The sequence below is a fragment of the Lactiplantibacillus plantarum genome (genome assembly GCF_014131735.1).
GTDB classification, from domain to species: domain Bacteria; phylum Bacillota; class Bacilli; order Lactobacillales; family Lactobacillaceae; genus Lactiplantibacillus; species Lactiplantibacillus plantarum.
The window spans coordinates 1,887,123-1,912,153 of record NZ_CP039121.1; the positions used below are offsets into that span (position 1 = coordinate 1,887,123).

The 25,031-nt window shown below is 44.0% G+C and carries 26 protein-coding genes; 9 read left to right on the plus strand and 17 right to left on the minus strand.

Annotated features, from left to right (window positions below; translation table 11 throughout):
* Positions 1-146: 146 nt before the first annotated feature.
* The 9 genes from E5260_RS08730 to rpsB all read right to left on the minus strand — a co-directional run bounded on the left by E5260_RS08730 (position 147) and on the right by rpsB (position 12,989).
* Positions 147-4,460, minus strand: coding sequence for a DNA polymerase III subunit alpha (locus E5260_RS08730; RefSeq protein ID WP_003640729.1), 4,314 nt, complete (start codon positions 4,458-4,460; stop codon positions 147-149).
* A 493-nt stretch (positions 4,461-4,953) separates the two neighbouring features.
* Positions 4,954-6,663, minus strand: coding sequence for a proline--tRNA ligase (locus E5260_RS08735; protein WP_003640732.1), 1,710 nt, complete (start codon positions 6,661-6,663; stop codon positions 4,954-4,956).
* 39 nt (positions 6,664-6,702) lie between these two features.
* Positions 6,703-7,980: an RIP metalloprotease RseP gene (gene rseP, locus E5260_RS08740; protein ID WP_003640733.1), complete on the minus strand. Its 1,278-nt coding sequence runs from the start codon at positions 7,978-7,980 to the stop codon at positions 6,703-6,705.
* A 37-nt stretch (positions 7,981-8,017) separates the two neighbouring features.
* Positions 8,018-8,803, minus strand: coding sequence for a phosphatidate cytidylyltransferase (locus E5260_RS08745; protein ID WP_003640734.1), 786 nt, complete (start codon positions 8,801-8,803; stop codon positions 8,018-8,020).
* Between the two features lie 15 nt (positions 8,804-8,818).
* The gene (locus E5260_RS08750) at positions 8,819-9,598 is read right to left on the minus strand and encodes an isoprenyl transferase (RefSeq protein WP_003640735.1); all 780 of its coding nucleotides are present in this window, start codon (positions 9,596-9,598) and stop codon (positions 8,819-8,821) included.
* Positions 9,599-9,717: 119 nt separating this feature from the next.
* Positions 9,718-10,281, minus strand: coding sequence for a ribosome recycling factor (gene frr / locus E5260_RS08755; protein WP_003640736.1), 564 nt, complete (start codon positions 10,279-10,281; stop codon positions 9,718-9,720).
* Position 10,282: 1 nt separating this feature from the next.
* A complete protein-coding gene (gene pyrH, locus E5260_RS08760; protein ID WP_003640737.1) occupies positions 10,283-11,005 on the minus strand; it encodes a UMP kinase in 723 nt (240 codons plus the stop codon).
* A 199-nt stretch (positions 11,006-11,204) separates the two neighbouring features.
* Positions 11,205-12,083, minus strand: coding sequence for a translation elongation factor Ts (gene tsf, locus E5260_RS08765; protein ID WP_003640738.1), 879 nt, complete (start codon positions 12,081-12,083; stop codon positions 11,205-11,207).
* A gap of 102 nt (positions 12,084-12,185) precedes the next feature.
* Complete coding sequence (rpsB, locus tag E5260_RS08770) at positions 12,186-12,989, minus strand: 30S ribosomal protein S2 (protein ID WP_003640739.1); 804 nt, start codon at positions 12,987-12,989, stop codon at positions 12,186-12,188.
* 224 nt (positions 12,990-13,213) lie between these two features.
* On the opposite strand from rpsB, the gene E5260_RS08775 reads away from it, so the two are divergent.
* Positions 13,214-13,936: an HAD family hydrolase gene (locus E5260_RS08775; RefSeq protein ID WP_003640740.1), complete on the plus strand. Its 723-nt coding sequence runs from the start codon at positions 13,214-13,216 to the stop codon at positions 13,934-13,936.
* Positions 13,937-14,224: 288 nt separating this feature from the next.
* Here E5260_RS08775 and E5260_RS08780 read toward each other — a convergent pair whose 3' ends face one another.
* The 3 genes from E5260_RS08780 to E5260_RS08790 all read right to left on the minus strand — a co-directional run bounded on the left by E5260_RS08780 (position 14,225) and on the right by E5260_RS08790 (position 16,355).
* Positions 14,225-15,223, minus strand: coding sequence for a D-2-hydroxyacid dehydrogenase (locus E5260_RS08780; RefSeq protein WP_003640741.1), 999 nt, complete (start codon positions 15,221-15,223; stop codon positions 14,225-14,227).
* 84 nt (positions 15,224-15,307) lie between these two features.
* Positions 15,308-15,613 (minus strand): GIY-YIG nuclease family protein, encoded by a 306-nt coding sequence (locus E5260_RS08785; RefSeq protein WP_003640742.1) that lies wholly within the window; start codon positions 15,611-15,613, stop codon positions 15,308-15,310.
* Positions 15,597-16,355, minus strand: coding sequence for a tRNA1(Val) (adenine(37)-N6)-methyltransferase (locus E5260_RS08790; RefSeq protein ID WP_015825656.1), 759 nt, complete (start codon positions 16,353-16,355; stop codon positions 15,597-15,599). Before E5260_RS08790 ends, E5260_RS08785 begins: the two co-directional genes overlap by 17 nt.
* Before the next feature lie 111 nt (positions 16,356-16,466).
* Between E5260_RS08790 and E5260_RS08795 the strand changes: the two genes are divergently transcribed.
* A complete protein-coding gene (locus tag E5260_RS08795; protein WP_025015626.1) occupies positions 16,467-17,102 on the plus strand; it encodes a lysophospholipid acyltransferase family protein in 636 nt (211 codons plus the stop codon).
* A 57-nt stretch (positions 17,103-17,159) separates the two neighbouring features.
* Here E5260_RS08795 and E5260_RS08800 read toward each other — a convergent pair whose 3' ends face one another.
* Both E5260_RS08800 and E5260_RS08805 read right to left on the minus strand, forming a co-directional pair.
* Positions 17,160-17,396, minus strand: a complete 237-nt coding sequence (locus tag E5260_RS08800; protein ID WP_003640745.1) for a YneF family protein — start codon at positions 17,394-17,396, stop codon at positions 17,160-17,162.
* A 97-nt stretch (positions 17,397-17,493) separates the two neighbouring features.
* On the minus strand, positions 17,494-17,733 hold the full coding sequence (locus E5260_RS08805; protein ID WP_003644501.1) for a DUF896 domain-containing protein: 240 nt from the start codon (positions 17,731-17,733) through the stop codon (positions 17,494-17,496).
* 151 nt (positions 17,734-17,884) lie between these two features.
* On the opposite strand from E5260_RS08805, the gene lexA reads away from it, so the two are divergent.
* Positions 17,885-18,517: a transcriptional repressor LexA gene (lexA, locus tag E5260_RS08810; protein WP_003640747.1), complete on the plus strand. Its 633-nt coding sequence runs from the start codon at positions 17,885-17,887 to the stop codon at positions 18,515-18,517.
* A gap of 89 nt (positions 18,518-18,606) precedes the next feature.
* Here the strand turns inward: lexA and E5260_RS15620 are convergent, their stop codons facing one another.
* Positions 18,607-18,837, minus strand: a complete 231-nt coding sequence (locus E5260_RS15620) for a DNA alkylation repair protein (RefSeq protein WP_089197934.1) — start codon at positions 18,835-18,837, stop codon at positions 18,607-18,609.
* A gap of 303 nt (positions 18,838-19,140) precedes the next feature.
* Between E5260_RS15620 and E5260_RS08820 the strand changes: the two genes are divergently transcribed.
* Entirely contained in the window at positions 19,141-19,770 is a 630-nt protein-coding gene (locus E5260_RS08820) for a hypothetical protein (protein WP_003640748.1), read from the plus strand.
* A 49-nt stretch (positions 19,771-19,819) separates the two neighbouring features.
* Here the strand turns inward: E5260_RS08820 and E5260_RS08825 are convergent, their stop codons facing one another.
* Positions 19,820-20,989: a hydroxymethylglutaryl-CoA synthase gene (locus E5260_RS08825; RefSeq protein ID WP_003640749.1), complete on the minus strand. Its 1,170-nt coding sequence runs from the start codon at positions 20,987-20,989 to the stop codon at positions 19,820-19,822.
* A 35-nt stretch (positions 20,990-21,024) separates the two neighbouring features.
* Complete coding sequence (locus E5260_RS08830; RefSeq protein WP_003640750.1) at positions 21,025-21,417, minus strand: hypothetical protein; 393 nt, start codon at positions 21,415-21,417, stop codon at positions 21,025-21,027.
* Positions 21,418-21,580: 163 nt separating this feature from the next.
* Here E5260_RS08830 and E5260_RS08835 point away from each other — a divergent pair, with 163 nt between their 5' ends.
* The 5 genes from E5260_RS08835 to E5260_RS08855 all read left to right on the plus strand — a co-directional run bounded on the left by E5260_RS08835 (position 21,581) and on the right by E5260_RS08855 (position 24,975).
* The gene (locus E5260_RS08835; protein WP_003640751.1) at positions 21,581-21,973 is read left to right on the plus strand and encodes a hypothetical protein; all 393 of its coding nucleotides are present in this window, start codon (positions 21,581-21,583) and stop codon (positions 21,971-21,973) included.
* Between the two features lie 445 nt (positions 21,974-22,418).
* The gene (locus E5260_RS08840; RefSeq protein WP_003640752.1) at positions 22,419-23,360 is read left to right on the plus strand and encodes a glycosyltransferase family 2 protein; all 942 of its coding nucleotides are present in this window, start codon (positions 22,419-22,421) and stop codon (positions 23,358-23,360) included.
* Between the two features lie 469 nt (positions 23,361-23,829).
* Positions 23,830-24,048, plus strand: a complete 219-nt coding sequence (locus E5260_RS08845) for a hypothetical protein (RefSeq protein WP_003640753.1) — start codon at positions 23,830-23,832, stop codon at positions 24,046-24,048.
* Positions 24,049-24,118: 70 nt separating this feature from the next.
* Positions 24,119-24,370 carry a DUF4428 domain-containing protein gene (locus tag E5260_RS08850; protein ID WP_003640754.1) on the plus strand — a complete coding sequence of 84 codons (252 nt, stop codon included), beginning with the start codon at positions 24,119-24,121 and terminating at the stop codon, positions 24,368-24,370.
* A 221-nt stretch (positions 24,371-24,591) separates the two neighbouring features.
* A complete protein-coding gene (locus E5260_RS08855) occupies positions 24,592-24,975 on the plus strand; it encodes an SHOCT domain-containing protein (protein WP_003640755.1) in 384 nt (127 codons plus the stop codon).
* Positions 24,976-25,031 lie beyond the last annotated feature (56 nt).

Sequence of the window (25,031 nt, forward strand, 5' to 3'; positions counted from 1 at the left end):
AAGTCACAGTAAGCTTCCGCTTCAACAGCCTGACAATTGCCGGTGTATCAACATTACAGGCCCTAAATCAGATAAATCTGTCTGAGTGCTGTTAAATGCATCAACCACCGCAAAAATTCATCAAACTTTAACAATTGTCGTGTTTTCTAGAACAACGAGAGTTGGTTTTCATCTGGCAAATCACTTAACACACCATTTTCAGTCATAAAGTCGATCAAACTCTTCGACACTTTTCCACGCTTAGACAGGTCTTCCTTCGACAGGAACGGCTTGTCCGCTCGGGCAGCAACGATTTGCTTGGCAACGTTCAACCCTAACCCCGGAACTGCTCGGAACGGCGCAATCAACGTATCACCATCGATCAGCCAATCCGAAGCATCAGATTTGTCAAGGTCGACCATGGAGAATTTAAAGCCCCGCTCCAACATTTCGTTGGCTAACTCTAAAACGGTCAGTAAGTTTTTCTCCTTGGCGCTAGCATCCATCCCTTTGTCAGTGATCGCCTTCATCGACGCTTTGACAGCATCTTTACCATGGGCCATCGCAACCAGGTCAAAATCGTCAGCACGGACTGAGAAATAAGCCGTGTAATAAATCAACGGGAAGTACACTTTAAAGTAAGCCACCCGCAACGCCATTAAGATATAGGCTGCCGCATGGGCCCGCGGGAACATATACTTGATCTTTAGACAAGATTCAATGTACCAGTCGGGAACGTTGGCATCCTTCATTGCTTGTTGCCATTCATCCGGGATCCCCCGACCCTTCCGCACGTGTTCCATAATTTGGAAAGACATATCAGATTCCATGCCGTAGTGAATCAAGTCGGTCATGATGTTATCACGACAACCAATAACTTCGGCCAGCGTAACCGTGCCATCCTTGATCAATTCTTCAGCATTTCCTAACCACACGTCAGTCCCGTGTGAAAGTCCTGAAATCTGAAGTAATTCGTTAAACGTGGATGGGTGAGTCTCTTCGAGCATCCCACGGACAAACCGCGTCCCAAATTCTGGAATTCCCAGCGTCCCCGTTTTCGAGAAAATCTGGTCTTCTGTGACTCCTAAAACTTCAGGACTGGAGAAAATCTTCATGACGTGCGGATCAACTGGTGGAATACTCTCAGGTTGGACACCCGACAAATCTTGTAACATCCGAATCATCGTCGGATCATCATGTCCCAGAATATCAATTTTCAAAATATTATCATGAATCGAATGGAAATCAAAGTGGGTCGTTTGCCAGGCCGCACTCTGATCATCAGCCGGATACTGGACGGGCGTGAAATCATAAATATCCATGTAATCCGGCACAACAATAATACCGGCCGGATGTTGCCCAGTCGTCCGTTTAACGCCAGTCGTTCCCTTTGCTAATCGGTCAACTTCCGCCGAACGAAGTGTTTGATTCGTATCCCGTTCATACGCCTTGACATAACCATAACCAGTCTTATCAGCGACCGTTCCAATTGTCCCGGCTCGGTACACATTTTTCTCACCGAACAAGACTTTGGTGTAATTATGGGCAATAGGTTGGTAGTCCCCAGAGAAGTTCAGATCAATATCCGGCACCTTGTTCCCATAAAATCCTAAGAACGTTTCGAAGGGAATGTTTTGCCCATCACGCACCATGTCAGTCCCACATTCAGGGCAATCCTTAGGTGGTAAATCATAGCCCGATCCATACTCGTTATTCGTATAAAAGTGCGAGTACTGACAATTTGGACACCGATAATGCGGTGGCATCGGGTTCACTTCAGTAATCCCAGACAGCGTCGCTACGATACTCGAACCGACTGACCCCCGAGACCCAACCAAGTAACCATCTTTATTACTCTTAAACACTAGGCGTTGGGCAATTAAGTAAATGACCGAGAACCCGTTACCGATGATACTCTTCAGCTCTTTATCCACCCGTTTTTGGACGATTTCTGGCAACGGATTACCGTACCACGCATGGGCACGGTCCATCGTCAGTTTTTCGATTTCCGCTTCGGCACCCTTCATCCGCGGAGTATACAACTTATCCTTGACCGGTCGCACGATTTCAAATTGGTCAGCAAGCGCGCGGGGCGTGTCAACCACGACCTCATGTGCCGTCTCCGTACCTAAGAAATCGAAATCTTTAAGCATCTCATCCGTTGAGCGAAAATGCACGTCTGGCCGTTCAGTCCGATTTAACGGGTTACCGGGCTGTGAATGAATCAAAATCTTACGATAAATCTTATCCTCAGGATTCAGATAATGCACATCCCCCGTAGCAGCAACCGGGATATTCATCTCATGGCCTAGTTCCACCATGTTGCTGATAATTTCTTCCAAATGATCCGTATCAGCAATCAAACCACTCTCGATCAGCGCCGAATATGCCGGTTTCGGTTGTACTTCCAGGAAGTCATAGTAGCCGGCCTTTTGTCGGGCCTCTTCCTTCCCCTTTTGCATCATTGCAGTAAAGACTTCACCACTAGAACAAGCCGAACCGACCAGGATGCCATCCCGATATTTGTTTAAAACACTGCGGGGTACACGGGGCACGCGGTAATAGTACTCAACATTCGACAAGGAAATAATTCGGAAGAGATTTTTCAACCCCGCTTGGGTTTGCGCATACAATGTCGCATGAAATGGCCGGGCATGGCGGTAAGCCGCATTTTCATTCATATGATCATTCAGCTGATCGTGGAATTGAACCTGATAACGGTCCTCCGCATCTTTCAAAAACAGGTGGTTCAAATGACCAGTCGTCTCAGCATCATAGATGGCGCGGTGATGGTGCTCCAAATTAACGTTGAATTTTTTGGCTAGGGTGTTTAAGCGGTACCCGCGTAAATTCGGATACAGCCACCGCGCCAGCGTCAACGTATCAATAATTGGATTTGTAATCGGCCCCATGTGATGCCGGGCATAGCCCGTATTCATAAAGCCAATATCAAAGGTGACGTTATGACCGACCACGATTGCATCACCATAAAATTCGCGGAAAAGTTTAAACACTTCTTCTTCCGATTTAGAGCCCCGCACCATATCATCGGTGATACTCGTCAAATTAGTGGTTGTTTCCGACAAGTGAAAACCAGGGTCAATAAATTCCTCAAACTGATCAACGACGTTCCCCTTGACCATCTTAACCGCTGACAATTCGATGACCCGGTCATAAATGGCGGACAACCCCGTTGTTTCAGTATCAAAAATAACGTAGGTGGACTCTTTCAAATCAACGTGGGCGTCATTATAAGCAATCGGCACCCCGTCATCAACCATGTTAGCTTCGACACCGTATAAAATTTTGATATTATTTTTTTCACCAGCCGCAAACGCTTCTGGGAACGCCTGTGCCCCCGAATGATCCGTAATCGCAATCGCCGGATGGCCCCATTTAGCGGCTTGTTTGACATAATCACTGACACTGTTGGTTGCATCCATCTGACTCATATTAGAATGCAAGTGCAATTCAACCCGCTTCTCATCTGCCGGCGCCGTGTCTTGCCGACTGGCATGCGACGTTTCGTTAATATCATACGCATTGATCGTTAAATCGCGCATAAAACTATCTTCCTGCACAGAACCACGTACACGTACCCACATTCCAGGCTTCAGTGCCGCGAATTGTGCCTCGTCATCAGCATTCCGTGAGAACTTCTTGACGACCATTGACGAACTATAGTCGGTCACCTTTAGAATCAATAACTGCCGCTGGGAACGCAACGTCCGCACTTCCATATCGAAGACATAGCCTTCCACGACGACCGACCGTTCTTCTTCAGTAATTTGGACCATCTGTTTAGCCGGCTCTTGCGGGTTGATCTGCTTGCCTAATTGGACAGGACCATCAATTGGTGCTGGTGCATCCGCCTGCTTTTGCCGTTTCTCATTGGCCTTTTTGATAGCCGCTTCCGCTTTTTGAGCCAACGCTTGATCAGACTTCGCTTTTTGTTCATGAAATTCCTTGATCTTCGCCTGTGAAGCACTCTCATCAATCATCGTGTGGACGGAGAACTTCGGGAAGCCCAAGCGATGATAGGTACTCTCAATCGGCCCTAATGCTTGGTTAGTTAGAAAATTTTGAATAACTTCATTTTCAGCCAACAAAATAACCCGACCATCTTCATAAGTCGGCACGTTGCTGTTACACAATGATTGGACCAGGGGCGACTTGATCCCACTGTGCTGAACGATCCATTCCCAGTATTCAGCTAGTTCACGACCATTGACCTCGGTATCATCAGTCACGATCGTAAAGGTCACGCGTGCAATTTCTTTAAAGGCGATTTGGAGTTTGTTTTGAAAAGTCATAAATTGTGTATAAGGTAAAACATGTTGGAAATGCAAATGAAATTCCCAAACCTTGGAAGCTTGATGAACGGTCAATTTATCGATCGCTGCTTCTGTAAATTCAGGACCCGTTGGCATTTCAATTTGTTCGAGTAACTTCTCGAACATTTCTTGTTGGTTTAAACTCACCAGTGGTCCTCCTTTTGTTGATTACAATCAGTTAGTAAGACACGCACCGTACTTGTTAATTTGCGCTTGCATATATATTAAAGCAAATCCAATCTTAAAATCAAAAGCTGCTAACCGTGACCCACTAGAAACAGAATCCCGTTTCAACGATGACTTAGTCGCTAACAACTAACCCAACGCCAAGCAAGACTTTTAATATTAACTAGAACCCCAATTAAGTGCTCAGGGCCGCGGTCCACAGTTGGCACTACTTTGTCAGTTTGCTTAACCGAGACCGTGATGCCTCGGCGATTAACGGCATCTGAAATAATCTTCAGTGAACGCACAAATCGTTCACTTGAAACGTTACTATTTTATCACAGTCTGACCGTTGAGCCACGTGATTAATCGGCAAACAAAAATCACCCAGTCAACGGAATCTAACCAGGTGATTGTTGTTGGCGACTATCAACGGGTAGTTGCCATATTTTTATTAACTTAGTTTTGCAGCATTTTAATCGATATTCTTGAGCAGAACGGCCAAGTTGTTGGCGATTTCTTCCTGTTTAACTTCCAAAGTCTCACCAGTCTGGCGAAGCTTGATCTCGACGATTCCTTCGCTGGCCTTTTTCCCAATGGTAATCCGAGCAGGAATGCCCATTAAGTCGGAATCAGCAAACTTCACACCAGGACGTTCCTTCCGATCATCATACAAAACGTTGTACCCAGCGGCTTCTAATTGTGCTTCAACTTGGTCGGCAACCTCAACCTGGTCCGCTTTCTTCGGGTTAACCGGAATCACGTGCACATCAAATGGTGCAATTGCTTTTGGCCAAATCAACCCATTTTCATCAGCGCGTTGTTCAGCGATGGCAGACAACAACCGTGAGACACCAATCCCATAGCAGCCCATAATTACCGGAATATTACGTCCATTGGCATCCAAGACTTCTGCGTGCAAGTCTTTAGAATAACGGGTGCCAAGTTTGAAAATATGTCCAATTTCGATACCCTTGGTGAACTTCAAGACGCCCGCACCATCTGGTGATAACTCACCTTCCTGAACAAAGCGAATGTCAACGTAAGCTTCCGCGTGGAAATCACGTTCAGGGTTGACGTTCGTGAAGTGATGACCGTCTTCGTTAGCCCCGACCGTAATGTTGACCATGTCCTTCACATACTGGTCAGCGACAATTTTAACGTCATCATGAACGTTAACTGGGCCGAGTGAACCAAAGCTAGCGCCCAAATATTGTTGGGCTTGTTCTGGCGTAGCCATTTCCAAAAAATCCGCACCAAGGTAATTCTTCAACTTAACATCGTTGACTTCATGATCGCCACGAACCAGTGCCATTACTGGCTGATCGTCTGCAATAAACAGAATACTCTTAACCAGTTGGTCAGCACCAACTTTTAAGAACTCAGCCAGTTCGTCGATCGTGCCCACTCCGGGAGTATCGATCTTTTCCATATCCTTTAACGAAGCATGTGACTTCTTTGGGACGTATAAACTCCGAGCCATTTCAAGATTAGCCGCATAATCACTCGCATCCGAATAAACAATTGTATCTTCACCAACCGGTGCGATGGCCGAATATTCACGGGAATCCTTTCCACCCATCGCCCCACCATCACCGATGATTGAACGAAACTTCAAGCCGACCCGCTCAAAAATATTCTGATAAGCTTGCGCCATATCTTGGAACGTGTCATCTAATGAGGCCTCATCCGCGTGAAATGAATAGGCATCCTTCATGATGAACTCACGCCCACGAAGTAACCCATAACGTGGCCGATCTTCATCACGATACTTAGCCTGGATTTGATACAAAGTCAATGGCAACCGTTTATACGATTTGATTTCATCGCGAACAATTGACGTAAACGTTTCTTCGTGCGTGGGGCCAAGGATAAATTCTCGGTCATGGCGGTTCTTCAGCTTGAATAGTTCTGGACCGTATGTCTCATAACGCCCAGTTGCTTTCCACAACTCAGCTGGAATGACTGCTGGTACCAGCATTTCCGCTGCATCAATTTTTTCCATTTCTTGCCGAATGATTTTTTCAATATTCGTCAATACGCGGTAAGCCAATGGCAAATAAGCGTACATTCCGGCTGAAATTTGTCGGATATAGCCCGCCCGTAACATCATTTGATGACTCAAGGCTTCGGCATCATTAGGCACTTCCTTGAGTGTTGGGATTAACAATTTCGACTGTTTCATCTACAAATCTTCTCCTTATTGTTCCAAATTAAATATCACTTAGAAGAAATATCGCTGAATATCATTCCAAGTTACTAGAATCATTAATAACATCAGGAGGCCAAAACCAATCAAGGTAATGACACTTTCCGTTTCCACCCGTAGTGGTTTACCCCGAATGCCTTCAACAATGTTTAATAATAGTTTACCACCATCAAGTGCTGGAATCGGTAATAAATTAACAATTCCAAGGTTGATCGACAGCACGGCGAGCAAATATATCACCGTGCGCACCCCGGACTTAGCGGCTTGCGAGGTCGTGGCAAAGATTGCCACCGGCCCACCTAAATCGTTCAAACTGAACCCGTGAGTGACCATCCGACCAAGCACTTGAAAAATTTGTTTGGTAATTCCCCACGAACCAGTAAAGCCGTATGCTAACTTGGCCCCCAGGCTCGTGTCGGTCTTAGTCGCCCATTGGACCCCGATTTGACCGATTCGATTACCAGAGACCGTCTTGGCAGCAGGGGTAACCGCAATTTTTTTAGTCTGACCGGCCCGGTTGATGGTCAAAGTCAACCGTTGCTTCGGGCTGTCTTGAATCAACAGCGAAATCGATTGGGCACTCGTCATTTTTTTACCGTTAACCGCCACGATTTGATCGCCCTTTTGAATACCGGCCGTACGGGCAACTGAGTCTGCTGTCGTCGCCGCTACGTGGGTCGTTGTACTCGTAACACCACCCTGCATAAAGGCAAGAATTGCAAATGTAATGATGGCCAAAATGAAGTTATTCATCGGTCCGGCAAAATTCGTCAACATTCGTTGCCATAACTTGGCCGATTGAAATTGGACGTCGACCGGTGCAATTTGAACTTCGGTACCATCGCTTTCAACGATCGTAGCGTCATGATCGACGGCGTAGTGTTTAACTTCACTTTCATCCCCGTTCTCATAACCTTCGATCCAGAGTTCTTTTTCGAGATCAGTCGCCGTCACTGACAGTGGAATTCCATTGAACAACGTTGTCTTCTTACTAGCATTGATTGAATGAACAATCCCATCCGGACCAATTTGCAAACTAACTGGCGTTCCGGGCTTGAGTTCTTCATCTTCATCATCGGCCACCCCGGCCATCCGTACGTAACCACCGATTGGCAGAAACCGTAACGTATAAGTTGTTGCATTACGACGAAACGCGACCGCCTTGGGCCCCATCCCGACAGAAAATTCACGCACTAGAATCCCAGCCTTTTTGGCAAAGTAAAAGTGCCCAAATTCATGGACGATGACCAAGATTCCGAAAACGATAATGAACGTAATAATTGTAACGATCAATTAAGCGCTCCTTTCTCCCGCGTTTCGGGTACTCAGCTTAAAAGAGGCCGAATAAATGTGCAATTGGAAAAACTAATAACATACTATCAAATCGATCTAGGATACCGCCATGTCCCGGCAAGATCTTACCAGAATCCTTAACACCATAGTAACGCTTCAACGCGGATTCTACTAAATCGCCAAACTGGCCAACTACTGATAAGACTAAAGTAATCAGTACCATACTGATGACGCTAGCATAGCCGACGTGAAACCCAATTGCAAAGGCACTGGCAACGATCACACCAATCACGCTACCCCCAATACAACCTTCCCATGTTTTATTGGGGCTGATCGGTGTGACTTTATGCCGACCCAGTTTGCGTCCGACCATGTAAGCCCCACTATCTGTCAGCCAGACAATGAACATCAGGAAGAGTAACATGTAAACACTGACACCCCGCGCAGCCGTGAAGTAGTTGAAGCCCATCCCGATGTACAGGACGCCTAACGTCAACATTCCGGCATCATCAAATGAAAAGCGATTCCGCGACCACACAGTGTGTAACAGTAGCAAGATAACTAAGAAGTAAACCACGTACTCCTTGTTTAATTGGTCTGGTAAGCCATTGAACCAGTTATTCGGTGCAATTTGAATCATAACTGCAAGCATGCTTACGATTGCTTCAAATGAAATCAATAATTTTTTACGCATCACGAGTAACTCGCTCATCGCAACGGCCCCTAACAACATGGCCACAATATCTAAGGTTACCCCGCCCACAAAAATGACTGGGATAAATAAAATTAACGCAACGACAGCCGTAATGACTCGTTGTCTCATACCAAAAACTCCCTTTTATTTATGATCCGACAACCCACCAAAGCGCCGATCACGGCTCTGAAAATCCGCGATACAGGCTTGAAGGGTCGCCGCTGTGAAATCCGGCCACTTCACATCAGTAAAGACCAGTTCACTGTAGGCAATCTGCCACATTAAGAAATTTGAAATGCGTTCTTCACCACTCGTGCGAATCAGCAAATCTGGATCATTGTATGGCGCAAGTGGTGCCGTCATCAGTGCTGCGTCGATGGTTGCATCATCGATATCACCAACCGCTAATTGACCATCTTGCACTTGCTGGGCAATTTTTTGCACCCCGGTCACGATTTCGGCCCGTGAACCATAGTTGAGAGCAAAGTTCAGCACCATCCCATCACAATCTTTGGTATCTGCAATCGCATTTTGGACTGCTTTTTGCGTTGCTTCTGGCAAGTGATCAACGTAGCCCATGACTTGCACCCGCACATTATTTTTTATCAAGTCCGGTACGAAAGTATCAAAGAAACTCACTGGCAGTTGCATGAGGTAATTAACCTCATCAGTTGGCCGCTTCCAATTTTCAGTTGAAAACGCGTAAAGCGTCAGGACTTTAACGCCCAAATCACTTGCGGCAATCGTAATCTTTTTGACCGTGTTCATACCTTCCTTATGGCCAGCAACTCGTGGTAAATGCCGTGCTTTGGCCCAACGCCCATTGCCATCCATAATAATGGCGACATGGGCTGGAATACGTTCAGGATCCAATTGCACGTCGGTGTTATCTGCAGGATCATTCTTATTAAAAAAAGCGAACAAGGCGCACCTCCATAAAAATAGCTTAACTATGCACTATTTTACCAAAAAAAGCACTAATTAACTATTCGTCAACAAAAAAAGGCTTGAATTTCTCCAAGCCTTAATAAATTGGTCGGTCATTAACCTTCCAAAATTTCTTTTTCTTTGTCCGCAACGATCGCGTCGACGTCCTTACCCGCTTGATCCGTTAACTTTTGGGCTTGGTCTTCTAACTGATGTAACTGGTCGTCAGTGAATTGACCATCTTTATGGCCCTTCTTCAAGGCTTCCATTGCATCACGACGCACGTTTCGAACGGCGACCTTGGCACGTTCACCTTCCGCCTTAACGTCCTTGGCAAGTTCTTTACGCCGTTCTTCCGTTAATTGCGGAATAACTAACCGAATCGCAGAACCGTCGTTAGCTGGGCTAATACCGAGGTCTGACGCTAAAATAGCCTTTTCGATTTCTTTAAGGGCACTCTTATCAAATGGGGTCACCATTAAGACCCGTGGTTCGGGTACTGTAATTGCCGCCATCTGATTAAGTGGTGTTTGCGCACCGTAATAATCTGCAGAAATCCGATTCAATAATGATGCGTTAGCCCGGCCAGCCCGAATATTACCGAGCTCGCGTTGTAAAGCGGCTTCCGCCTTCTTCATCCGTTCCTGTGCTTCTTTTAAAATTGGTTCTGTAATTGCCATATTATTTCCCCCTGACTGTTGTCCCGATGTGTTCACCGGCGACGACTTTCCGAATGTTTCCAGGTTCATTCAAGTTAAAGACCACGACAGGAATGTCATTATCCATCGATAAGGAACTTGCCGTAGTGTCCATCACTTGTAACCCTTTGTTGATAATGTCGAGATGGGTAAGCGTATCAAATTTAACTGCACTAGCATCCTTGTTAGGATCAGCCGAGTAAACACCATCGACGCCATTTTTGGCCATCAAAATCGCATCCGCGTTAATTTCAGCGGCCCGTAATGCGGCGGTCGTATCCGTTGAGAAATATGGACTCCCGGTACCACCGGCAAAAATAACGATCCGGCGTTTTTCTAGATGGCGCATTGCCTTCCGCCGAATGTATGGTTCCGCGATTTGTCGCATTTCAATGGATGTTTGAACCCGGGTCGGCACACCAATTGATTCGAGATTATCCTGGAGTGCCAAGGCATTCATAATCGTGGCTAACATGCCGATATAATCAGCTTGGGCCCGTTCCATACCCATCTGGGCACCAGCTTCGCCACGCCACATATTGCCACCGCCAACGACGATTGCAATTTGTACGCCCATGTCATAGACGTCCTTAAGTTCCTCTGCCACCGTTTTAATGACGGGGGGATTGATTCCAAAGCCCTTCTCACCAGCTAAGGCTTCCCCACTCAGTTTTAGGATTACACGCTTATATTTAACTTCCGACATCGTTTTGTCCTCCTCGAAATTATCTGTCTATCATTTTACCATATATTTCAATAAGCGTTTGGTATCAGCCGTAATCCGGCGCAAAAATTAACCGAATTCTCTTTTTAAAGCGGCTTCAACCCGTTACTTTACAAAAAGGGACTACGCCGAAAATTGCTTTCCGTCGTAATCCCCAATTAGCTAATCCCTTAGTCAGTAATTAGTCTTTAATTTGGTTCATAACTTCATCGATGAAGTTATCAGCCTTCTTTTCGATTCCTTCGCCAACTTCAAAACGAATGAATGAGCTAACCTTGCCACCCTTTGATTCGACAAAGTGCGCAACAGTTTGATCAGAATCCTTAACGAATTCTTGGTCATCCAAGCTAATTTCTGAAAGCCACTTGTTTAAACGGCCTTCAACCATCTTTTCAACAATCTTTTCAGGTTTACCTTCATTCAAGGCTTCCTTAACAAGCACGTCTTTTTCATGAGCTAACCGGTCAGCAGGAACTTGTTCACGGTTAACATATTCAGGATTGATAGCAGCGACGTGCATGGCAACGTCCTTAGCAGTAGCACTGTCAGCACCGTCTAAGACAACTAAGGCTGCAATTTGGCCACCGTTGTGGATGTATGAACCAAAACTTTGGTCAGCACCCTTTTCAACAACTTGGAAACGACGAAGACTGATCTTTTCACCAGTTACTTGCGTCGTTTCGATGACGTCATCTTTAACCGTCCCGTTAGCCGTCTTCAAAGCTAAGGCGTCGTCAACGGAAGCTGGTTCTTCTTCAGCGATCTCGTCGGCAACTTCAGTTACCAAGTTTTTGAACTTGTCAGTTGAAGCAACTGAATCAGTTTCACAGTTGATTTCAACAATGGCAGCTTTGTTGTCCTTGATTGCAACAGCAGCAATCCCTTCGGCAGCAACCCGGCCACTCTTCTTTTCGGCCTTAGCAACCCCTTTTTCACGTAAAACGTCAACGGCTTTTTCCATGTCGCCTTCAGTTTCAACTAACGCCTTTTTAGCGTCCATCATACCAACACCGGTTTTATCACGAAGTTCTTTAACTTGTGCTGCAGAAATCTTTGCCATAGTTTACTCTCCTTTGAGTATCTTGATTTTAGATAAAAAGCTGCCCGCAAAATCAGGCCGTAATGGTCCGCGATTTTTAGGCAGCCTAATTATTTCAATTAATTATTTGTCAGACTTGGCGTCGTTGTCGCCTTCAACAGCTTCAACGATGTCTTCCAATGAGTCAACGGACTTCTTAGCGTCCTTGTTGTCCTTGAAAGAATCTTCAGTAACATCTTCGTCTTCACCTTGACGACCTTCAATGACAGCATCAGCCATCTTAGAAGTGATCAAACGAACGGCACGGATTGCGTCATCGTTTGAAGGAATAATAACGTCGATGTCATCTGGATCAGTGTTCGTATCAACCATCGCAACGATCGGAATGTTCAACTTTTGAGCTTCCTTAACGGCGATTTGTTCCTTACGAGGATCAACGATGAAGATTACATCTGGAATCCGAGGCATGTCTTCGATACCGCCCAAGAACTTTTCAAGCTTGGCACGTTGCTTCATTAATAATGAAACTTCCTTCTTAGGTAACCGTTCGAAGGTGCCATCAGCTTCCATCTTCTTCAAGTCTTTAAGACGCTTGATCCGTGTTTGGATAGTGTTCCAGTTAGTCAAAGTCCCACCTAACCAACGATGGTTAACGTAGTATTGACCTGCACGGGTTGCTTCTTCTTCGATTGAATCTTGGGCTTGTTTCTTAGTCCCAACAAACAAGATAACACCATCATCAGCCGCAGCATCCTTAACGAAGTTGTAAGCTGAGTCGATCATCTTGACCGTCTTTTGTAAGTCAATGATGTAGATGCCGTTCCGTTCCGTAAAGATGTATGGTTTCATCTTTGGGTTCCAACGACGAGTTTGGTGACCGAAATGGACACCGGCTTCAAGCAATTGTTTCATAGAAATAACAGCCATAATAAATGTGCCTCCAAAAAATTTGTTTTATTCCTCCCCACCGTTCAACTAATCATGGCACTCTCCCGAGCACCGCCATGATTATCGCAGTAGGTGTGAATTGGTTTTAACACCGAAAATTAGTATACCGAAAATTACTAGTGCTTGCAAGCAATTTCATCAAGAATTTGTGAATTCCTGAAAGTGTGTTAAAATACAATCTCGCATAGGGGGCTCACTTAATAATGATAAAAGCCATCATTTTTGACCTTGACGATACGTTGTATGATCAAAAATCACCGTTCACTGCTGCCTTAACTAAAACTTTTAACCAGGCTTTGAGCAGCACTGAATTGGCACAAATTTTTAACCGGTTCCATGATTTTAATGACCGTACCTTTAACCAGGTCACTGATACAACTATGACGCTGGAAGCGTGGCAAACCGCCCGTATTCGACACGCGTTAGCACCCAGCAAAGTCCACATCAGCACTGATCGGGCTATCCAATTTGAAATGGCCTATCAGCAGGAACTAAATCAGATTTGCCTTTTCGATGGGCTGAGTGCGACGCTGACTAAACTCAGTCACGCTTTTAAAATTGGTATCATTACCAATGGGCCAGCGCCGATTCAGCATCAAAAGTTACATCAATTACAAATTGAACATTTCGTGCATCCGGATAACATTTTTATCTCAGAAGAATTGGGTATTGCTAAACCCGACCCATCGATCTTCACGACGTGGGCCCATCAGGTTGGCATCAAGGCCAACGAAGCCGTTTACGTTGGTGACAATGCAGCACTCGACATGACCAGTGCCAAACACGCTGGGTGGCAAACTTTTTGGTTTAATCACCGGCGCAATGACCAGGTGACACCGAGCGTAATTCCTGATCAAATCATCCAGAGTCCAGCGGAACTAAATGAACTATTGCTAGCACTTCTTCAAGCCGCCAGCGCTTCATAGACGCATACTGGCGTTAAAGCTACGAGCAACTTATGCTGGTAACAACCACGGTAAGTACGTGCTAGCAAGACCTTTACCTAGCAACACTTAATTGTGTTATCGCTAACAAAATCGCTCACTTGTGAAGCCCACAGCCGTGCAACCAGCTCGATTGTGGGCTTTTTGTTATGGATAATAACAGCATTGAAAGTACGCTTGGGGTTAACGCTTCGAAAAGGCCCCATTAGATGAAAGTATAAAAAATGGCGTCACTCAGATGAGTGACGCCATTTTCAGTGATAATCGAGATTAGTCAAACTTAACTTGTGTGTCAGCTTTACCAGTTTCGATGAATTGTTTGTTACTGTTCATTGAAACGTGCACCATGTTGTGAACGGCAGTTTCAGTGTAGAAAGCCGTATGTGGTGTAATCAAAACATTGTCGCGGTTGAACAAGTTCATGAAGACCTTGTCATCAATCGTTTGACCTTCAAGGTCTTTGTTGAAGATTTTAGTTTCGTATTCATACGTATCAAGAGCGGCACCGGCAACTTTGCCACTGTCTAAGGCTTTGATCAAGTCTTCTGAATCGATGAGTGTCCCACGAGCAAAGTTCAAGATGTAGGCGCCATCTTTCATCTTGCTGAAGGCATCCGCATTCAACATGTGGTAGTTATCCTTCAATGCAGGAACGTGTAACGTGATAACATCAGCTTGGGCGTATAATTCGTCCAAGGTGTCAACGTACATGCCTTCCTTTTCAAGTTCAGCATTCCGGTAAACATCGTAACCGATAACCTTAGCGCCGAAGCCTTTGAAAATATCGATGGCAGCACGGCCAATCCGACCAGTACCGATAACACCAACAGTCATGGTGTTTAATTCCTTGGCAATATCTGGTGCCCAACGGAAGTCTTGCTTAGCTAACTTCTTGTTGAACAATGGGGTTTGACGTAATAATTGCATCAATTGCGTTACTGATAATTCAGCAATCGCATTTGGTGAGTATGCAGGTACGTTAGAAATGTTTAAGCCACGTGCTTTAACAGTAGGAACGTCCAAGTTATCAACACCAACGTTACGAAGAGAGATGTTCTTAACCCCTTCGTCGGCTAACTTGTTCAATACTTCAGCAGTATAGTCCTTTTGTTGGTATACATCGGCACCGTCGAAGCCTTTAGCTAAGTCAACGTTGTCTTCAGTAAGTAATTCTGGAACTAATTTAACTTCAACATCTGGGTTTTCTTTCATCCAAGTATCGAAGAATGGACGTTCGTCATCACGTACAGCATATGCAATAATTTTCATTACAAAAATTCCTCCTATATATTGATACAGTAAATATTATAACAGTAAATGCGAGAAATAGAATCATAAATTGTGAAAACTTCGCTAAATTTTTACATCGTGAGCTGACAAGTATTTTAGCTTGGCAGCTCGCGATTGGTGTTTGAAGGCATATTCAGCCTTTAACGCACTTGATTTGTCAGTGAAAGTTTCATGATAAATTAATTGCAAAGGCCGCCGTGATCTGACCCGCGTATATTTAGCCCCTTTGCCCGCATTGTGCGTTGCTAATCGTCGCTGCAAGTTATCCGTAAAACCACCATACAACGTTTGATCAGCACATAATAGGACATAAAAATAATATTTTTTGATTGCCGTCGTGGACGCAGCCGGCTTACTTGTGCTTGCCATAGAGTAATGTGTGCACCTCTTCCCTGTATTCACCATCATCACGATAAACGACAAGCGGTGGCATGATTCGAACACCGTTGCGTTTCCCATCCTTGATCATTTCGATCAGAACCATGTTCGCTTCCCGTTGTGCTTTGGGATGGACGAACCGAATCCGTTTGGGTGCCAACCGATTGGTCGCCATGGTACTGAACAAGTCATCTAGTCGTTCAGGACGATGAACAAAATATGCTTTACCATTCATTTTTAACAAATCACTAGTTACCGCTAGGATCTGATCTAAATTAGCGGACAGTTCATGCCGTGCAATCGCCAAATGAGGATTTGGATTTTTAACGCTCTGCGGTCGATCTTTAAAATACGGTGGGTTACATAAGACTGTATCCACCGAATCTTTCGGTAGTTGGCGCGTAATTGCCAGTAAGTCTTCGTTCAGGACTGTCATTTGTTGGGTTAAATCGTTCAAAACAACACTGCGTTGAGCCATATCGGCCAACCGGGGCTGAATCTCGACCGCCGTAATATGGCCTTGAGTTTTAGCACTGGCGAATAGACCTACTGCGCCATTGCCAGCACAGAGATCCACGATCTGGCTCTTAACGCCCTTCGCAACCTGGGCAAAGTCACCCAACAGAACAGCATCCAGTGAGAACGCAAAGACTTGAGAACTTTGAATGATTTGGATATCTTGACTATATAATTGATCAATACGCTCATCGGCGTGTAACGTGACGTCTGCCATATTCGGCCACCTCTCCATTAAAATCATCGCACAGTTATCATACAATTAACTTGCAGAATTTGCCAAATTTCGTCATACTGTGAGCAGTTAGTAAACGAAAGGAAGATCGTGATGTTTTATTCTTTTATGCGCGGACTAGTCCGACTAATCATCACCATTATTAACGGTCGGCCGCACTATCAAGGACGGGAAAACTTGCCTGAGGGCGCCTACATCTTAGTTGGACCGCACCGGACGTGGTTTGATCCGTTGTACTATGCGTTGGCCGGCAGCCCAATGAAATTTAGCTTTATGGCCAAGGAAGAACTATTTAAGAATCCCGTCTTGCGGTTCATTCTCGTCCATGCGAACGCTTTTCCTGTCAATCGGCAACATCCAGGACCTTCAGCAATCAAGACCCCCGTCAAATTTTTGCGCAGCGGTAAGCTTTCATTAATCATGTTTCCATCGGGAACGCGCCACTCACAAGAACTTAAAGGCGGTGCAACCGTCATCGCTAAGATGGCCGGTGTTCCACTAGTCCCAACCGTTTACCAAGGTCCATTGACCTTCAAACAACTTTTTAGTCGTCAGCGGGTCACCGTCCGTTTTGGTAAACCGATTGATATTGATCGTAAGCTGAAACTAGATGATGCTGGTCAAAAACAAATTGAAACTAAAATGTTGCACGCTTTTGACGACTTGGATCGTCAAATCGACCCAACGTTCAAATACGTTGATCCTGCTACAACCCGTCAGAAACATTAAGTTCGATAATAAAAAAGTGTCGGTGATCGCAATTTAAAGCGAGCCGACACTTTTTTACTACTTGTTATCGTTTTTAGATGCAGCTTTCATCGAATTCAACATCTGATGTAACTTCTTTTCGGATGGGCGTTGACCCATTTGCATCATCATACTACGAAGCATTTCTTCACTAATTGGTGGATTTTGCTTCAAGTAATTTTGCATATAGTGCCGGGCACCGAAGAAACCACCAGTTAACCCAACCAATACGCCGATAACGACGATTAAAATCCAAATTCCTGTAGACACAGTCATTCCCCTCCCTTATTACAGTCTTCATTAAACTAGTCTACACAAATTAATAATAAAAGAAAAGGAAAATTTGTCAGTTGACAAATTTTCCTGAAATCGGTTAATCATCTCGAAGACCGCGATCGCGTTGCACTTGACGGACCTTTTCTGGCGTAACCTCTTTACCATCTTTATCATAAACCTGAAGCATTTCAACTTGTTGCCGAAAACCGGCGCGAAATTCCTTCAAGTATTTTTGCCGCAACTCTTGACGTTCGGCTTCTTCTAGCTCGGTGAGCCCCTCGGCTTTCGCCTTATGAGCTAACTCATTGATCCGAGCAAGCAATTCTTTTGAAATCAAATCAGCAGCCCCTTTCACTCTTGAAATATACACGAAATTAGACCCTAAATCAATTAATAGTGTTTGTCAACCGAACATTTGTTTGAAAGCTATGAAACGCTATGCTACAATTGGTTTAACCAATAATGAAAATAAAAAATGAGGTGCCAAGATGAGTAAAACATCGGAAAGCAAACAAATGGCCGTTCTTCGCTTTATTTATGAACGTGTCAATGAAAAAGGATACCCGCCAACCGTTCGTGAGATTGGTGAAGCCGTTGACTTATCTTCGACTTCGACCGTTCACGGCCACATTTCACGGCTAGAAAAAAAAGGTTACATCCAAAAAGACCCAACTAAGCCACGTGCCATTGAGGTAACGCCAGCCGGTTTCGAAGCACTGGGCGTCGAAACTACGCCACATCAAATTCCGGTACTTGGAACGGTAACCGCCGGCCAACCAATTCTTGCCGTACAGGAAGCGACGGATTATTTTCCAATTCCTAAGGAACTTGAATCATTCGGTGGCGACCTTTTCATGCTCACCATCCGTGGCGAAAGTATGATCAATATCGGTATCATGAATGGTGATCAAGTCATTGTTCGGCGTCAAAGTTCCGCTGACAATGGTGATATCATCATTGCCATGACCGATGAAAATGAAGCGACTTGCAAGCGATTCTTCAAAGAGGCCGATCACTACCGACTACAACCTGAGAACGACACGATGGCCCCAATTATCTTGAACAACGTCTCTGTATTAGGCAAAGTTGTCGGTTTATATCGCGACATGCTGTTTCAGTAAACTATCACCCACAAGATGACAATTCAATTTGTCATCTTTTTTATTCGCCAGTTTTTAGAGCAGGTTGATGGCATGCCTACAGATTCCACTCACAAATATTTACACCCTTCCCGCCGTGCCAGGGACGAGAGCACGTTATTTGCGACAAAAGCACGCCCCCATTCCGAATTCACTTTGCCATAATCCCGCAATGCCCAACCGATTGCCTTCTGAATAAAAAAGTCATCATCACCCCGATTCGTTAGTATCGCCGTTTGTAAATTGGCAATTCGTCCTCTTTCAAGCCTAATCGAAGCGCGATACCTACTCGTCGCACCTATTTATCGGTAGCTCGTAAATATACCACCCACTTGTTGTAAACAACCGTGCGCTGAGAGATACGCTGCAGGCACCTTGCGCCAGGCATCAACACTATCCCACCGTGGCGTTACTGTGATTTGGTGGTAGCACCATTGCTATTGAACCAGCGGCGCCTGATTCTCCCGGTGTATCGACAGAAAAAGTGCTGGCGTCAAATTGGTTATTAGTCAGATCTCTTTTCAAAATATTTCAAATCTGTGACGAACAGCCAATAGTTCAATGGTATAATGATTATACTATTTTAAACATTGGGAGTTGGTTACATGTTGTTCCTAGCCATTATGGGCTTGATTGTTTTTCTATTAGCATTATTTTCCGTGATTTACGCACGTCAAACCGGTGGTGGTTGGAAATTTCTAACACTAATTACGGTCCTCAGCGCCCTGGTCACCATCTACGCGGTCGTTAAATTGCCTTACTGGCCATACAACCAGTCACAGCAATCGACGCGCAAAGCATCATCTAGTACGAGTACTAGCGCTAGTACCAGCAAGTCTAAATCAACGAGCTTGAGTTCCTCACAAGTCGTTTTTAACGAAGCCAACACCAAACGCGCGGCCGCAACGACTAAGTTGAATGAAGAAAATATCCTTAAACAATTACAATCTAACTATCAATCGATTGGCACCGTTGCATTCACCAAGTCAACGAAAACATATACGATTACGCCAACCAATAAAAAGTACGTTAAATCTTTGAAGACGATTAAATCATATCCATCTCAAAATCAAAAAGCAATCACGACGATTACTTCAAATTTCAAATCATTGTCAAAATCGCTCAAGAAAAATCTTGCGGCTGGTTATACCATTCAGTTGCTACAGCCAGATACCACTGACAAGACGCTGTTGAGTGTCAAAGATGGCCAGATCATCACCAACAACTTCAAATAACAAAAGTCACTTGCCTAGCATATTTGCTAGTAACAAGTGACTTTTTCGTTTAAACTTGTCGATCCAAATATTGGCGTTGTTCGTCCTTTTGACCGGTCAATACGAATCGGTGGGGATCATCAGCATAACTGACCGACTGATCATCAGCCCGCCATTGCAGTTGATGACTAAATAAGGTCTCATATTCCACCACACTAACTCGGCGCCGACGAGCCAACCGTTGTGGTAAGCCATGATCTAAGCCGGCCTGATAATCCGGCTGAATAACCCCGGTATAAAATTCACCCTCGGCACCCGAGCCATAACTGAATAATCCGAGTCGGTTCCCTGGTTGTAACTGAGGATCAGTCAGTAACTGCGATAACAAGCTCAAATAGAGTGAACCAGTATACAAGTTACCAACTTGTCGATTTAGCTGACGCGCATGTTCGAAGTGCGTCAACCACTGGGCTTGTTTCTCGGCATCAACTAATGGTAACACGCTTCGAAGCGCTTTAAGTCCCATCTTTGTATATGGCAAATGAAAAACTAAGGCCGTCAGTGTGTCTGGACTAGTTTGAGTCGTTTGCAAGTAATTCTTAAACACATCTTGAAAATAATCAATATAGATATTAGACGAGTATTTGCCGTCAACTAGGGCTTCTGTATGATACAATGGTCGCCAAAAGTCCATCACATCTTCGCTCAGTAGACTTGACTCAGTACCCAGTGCTAATACTTTAGGATCCGCACTAATTAACATAGCAACCGCCCCACCACCTTGAGTTGGCTCGCCCGGTGTGTTCAATCCGTAGCGTGCCACGTCACTACCAATGACCAGCGCCTTTTTATCTGGATGAACACGCACGTGATCTTGGGCCAGTTGGACACCAGCCGTCGCCGCATAGCAGGCTTCTTTCATTTCAATTGTTCGAACCCGCTGGCTCAAACCGAGCAACTTAGCGACGTAAATCGCACTCGCTTTGGAATTGTCGATCCCCGACTCGGTACCGACGACTAATAAATCAATAGCCGCAATGTCAGTCGCTGTCAGCATCGGTGCGGCAGCATTAGCAGCTAACGTCACTGCATCCTGACTCGGCGGAATCACCGCCATTTTAGACTGACCAATACCAATCAAATACTTATCAGGTTCTGCCTGGCGAGCTGTCGCCAGTTCCGCCATGTCTACGTATAAATGTGAAGTTGCAAAATGCAACTTGTCGATTCCAACTTTCACGTTTTTTCCTCCAATTTGTTAATGACAATAAGGGATTAATATGCACGTCCGCGTGGCCCTAAGTAATGAAAATCAGGGTCAGTTCCGACCCGATAGCAGCTGAAAGCCCGACTAATTTCATTATGAAAAGTCACAACAATTGCCGGTGTCGCCCAAGTAGACGCCGCCCAAAAAACGGTGTCATCAAACGCCCGGTTGTCATTCGGGTAGCGGTGATAGCCTTGTACATTGTCCCAAATGGTGCCGTGCGTATTCAACCAATCTTCAGCAAGTCCGGCGTCCACCTGCATCATCACGTCTTGATTATCAGCAATCAAACTACTTAGTTTTTGCCAATCGAGTTGCCAATCATGAATATGGGGATTCGGTCCGCGTGTGCCAAGCGGCGTATGCCCCAATGCGATCGGTGTCAATTCTACAAAATCCATCTTGACCACCCCGTTCGTTAACCATCCTAAGATTTCTTAACTATTATAGCATTTCACGACAAAAATACTGCCCGCAATTGCTTGACCTGGGACGGGTTCCATAATTTATGCTGTTATTAAATAAGGCGATTAAGACAAGCACTAAGTAAGGAGCGCGGTAAATATGTGGTTCTCACATCATCAAAAACGAAATAGTCTTCAGGCACCCGTCGCCGGTACTTATACGGTGATTCCCACTGCCACATCACCCCAACAAATCGGGCTATTAGCCATACAACCGACCAGTCCGGTGATTAATGCCCCGATTGATGGTGATATCATTAGCCTGTCACCCTCGCGTCTCGTTATCAATTCGCTGAGCAATCAACATATTGAACTGCGTATCGACCGGACGAACTTCCACAACAAGTGTACCTGGCAAGTACGCGTGGGCGATTCCGTTTCACCATTAACAATTGTAGGGACACTTTATGGATCCTTAAAAGACGTCACCATTGCTGTCTATCGAATTGATACCATTCAGGCCACTAATTGGGTTTCGCTCGCAAATAATTAGCTGTTTACGGCTATAGATTCATATCCGCTAATTGGGCATTTCGGTTGTCAAAATATAAATTTGACGGTTGTGAATATTTCTAAGTCCACCTTGACACCCATCGCCCAATCTCAAAAAGATAAATCACAATAATCACTTTTCCAACAGCTTCAACGGGCCATGCTACTGTGCCCAGTTGGAGTTGTTTTTTTGCAAACTACTCAACACTGCCAGGTGTGAAATTTGAAATAACATGACGCATCGCTGTCGACGTACTTGATTGGTGATGTAATTGACAAGCTATCGTGACATCATTACAATTTTTGTGGTTTGATATTTGATTGCTTTATACCTTAATTCAAGCTATGATATTCATACTGGTTTAAAATTCCTTTCTTTATTAATCAGTAGGAGCCCTAATTAATAGATCAATCTAAAAATTATAAAAAGGTCGGATACAATTATTATGAAAACCATGAGTCTTGTTGTTCCATGCTATAACGAGGAACCAACGATTGAAATATTTTATAACACCGTTGAAAAAGTCTTGGCAGATAATCCAGAGTCGTTCAAGGATATCACTACTGAATATGTTTTCGTTAATGATGGCTCATCTGACGACACTTTGAACGTACTACGAACTTTAAACGCCGCCCATCCTGACACTGTCCACTATGTCTCCTTTTCGCGAAATTTTGGTAAGGAGGCTGGTTTATTAGCCGGCCTGGAGCACACCATTGGCGATTACGTCGCCGTCATGGACGTTGATCTACAAGATCCACCGACTTTATTGCCTAAAATGCTGGCAATGCTTCAAACCGGTGACTATGACTGTATCGGTACAATGCGGGAAAATCGCGTTGGTGAACCAATGATCCGGTCATTCTTATCACGCTCGTTTTACTCAGTTGTCAACAAAATTTCAAAAGTACAAATTATTCCAAACGCCCGCGATTACCGGTTAATGACACGTCAGATGGTTGATGCTATTTTGGAATTGCCTGAATATAACCGATTTTCAAAAGGCATCTTCAACTGGGTCGGTTTCCGAACAACTTATTTGAAGTTCGAAAATCAGCCCCGTTCCGCTGGCGAGACACACTGGTCAATTTGGCAATTATTCAATTATTCAATGGATGCCATCGTCGACTTCTCAGATGTACCCCTGAAGATTGCGACCTTCACCGGCGGCTTGCTCTCACTAATCTCCATTATCAGTATATTTGTCGTTATTATTCGTAAAATATTATTTGATAACAGTGTCAGTGGTTGGGCCTCAACCATCACGATTATGCTCTTAATCGGTGGCATTCAGCTGTTCTGTCTGGGGATTATCGGCAATTACATTGGTAAGATTTATATCGAATCAAAACACCGGCCCCACTACATCGTGCAGGAAAAGAAGTAAGACCAATTTTGGGAACGATATGACCAATTGAACACTTCTAACTTGATAAAATCTTATATTTTTAATCTGCTTTCAATTTTATTATTGTATAGCAGATTTTTTTATTTAAAGATACGCATATAACATTGTGTAAACATGGTGATACTTGTAAAATAACAGTTAGTCTTAATTTATTGTCAAATAAGTTAATTGCAGCACGGGCTTATTGACCCTAGTTGCCAATTCGACGCGGATTACCGCTTACAAGTTCGTGACAAGATTGATTGCAATGGTACTGACAACCGAGAACGCAGTGTAGCTTAATCTTACTAAAAACACTTTTCTTATACTTTAAAGTCAGAACATACTTTGCCATTGACCCAAACCTTTTTTATCAATGAAAAAAACACATCACCTACTTTCGTAAAATGTCATGAATTACAGCATTGTTTGCTTGATCCTACGGTTGAACCATTACATAGATACTAGCATGGTTTCCAATACAAAAATTGAATCACGGGCTAATCGTGGTGCATTCTATATTATGTTAAATCATTACCCCAGTGAAACCGGCATTGAACCACAAGATTTCAATATCTTGCATTTTGCTAACAGTTACAATTTAGAATCAAAACATTTATTGTTTATTCGTAATGTTGCTGAACAAGAGCTTGGTATTAAAATTAACCAAGGCGCATTCATACTTTAGTGACTATGTATGATAAATACTAGATTTATAAGATATTTACTTTGAAAATAAAAATTTGGAGGAAGTTACTATGAGTAAAAAATATGATGTTTGTGGAAACAAATTAAAAATGTTTAAGTCCGTTCCTGTGATTGATGGTAAAGTCTGCCACGATTGTATGAAGAAAATTGGTGTGGATTACGTTGAGCTACCGCTTTCAATGTCTATAGAAGAAATTTTGACTGTTAAAGAAATTAAAGACTTACAAGCTAACAACCAAATTATTGATCCACAAAAGCGCTGGGCGGAGTATAAAAATAAGTTAAAACAAGAAAAAATTTAAAAAAAGAAGATATCTCTGCTGAAAAAGATAAATACGATCAACTTAAGGCTGCCATTAAAGCAGATGAACCTGTCAAAAAAGGTAAAGTCTATTTAGATTTTGTTAAAAAGCAAATCTTCATTGATAAAACTATTCTTGAAGACTATCGCCTTTTCAGATTTTCAGATTTAACTAGTTACAAGACAATTAAAAGCCCTACCACTATTAACAAGAATCATAGTTTGTCTCGTTCCATAGTCGGTGGCTTAGTTGCTGGGCCTACCGGTGCTGTATTAGGTGCTTTTTCAGGAAACAAGTCCTATGACGCAGTTTCAAAGATGGCAGTAGTTTTATACTTTAATAACAACTACTCTAAGCAATTAAACTACATATCCACTGAAACAAAAATCGACAGCATGTACTATCGAGATGAACAAGAAAAAATGCAACGATTCTGTGTTCGATTGGATAAAATTTTAGTCGAAAATGAAAATAATGAACCTACCACTCTATCTACACCCACTAACAGTGCCGATGAGCTACGTAAACTTAAAAGCCTCCTGGACGATGGCATTCTAACCGAAGAAGAATTCGCAGCAAAAAAGAAACAAATTCTGGGGATCTAATCACTGTTTATTCATAATGTTGCTGAACAAGAGCTTGGTATTAAAATTAGCCAAGG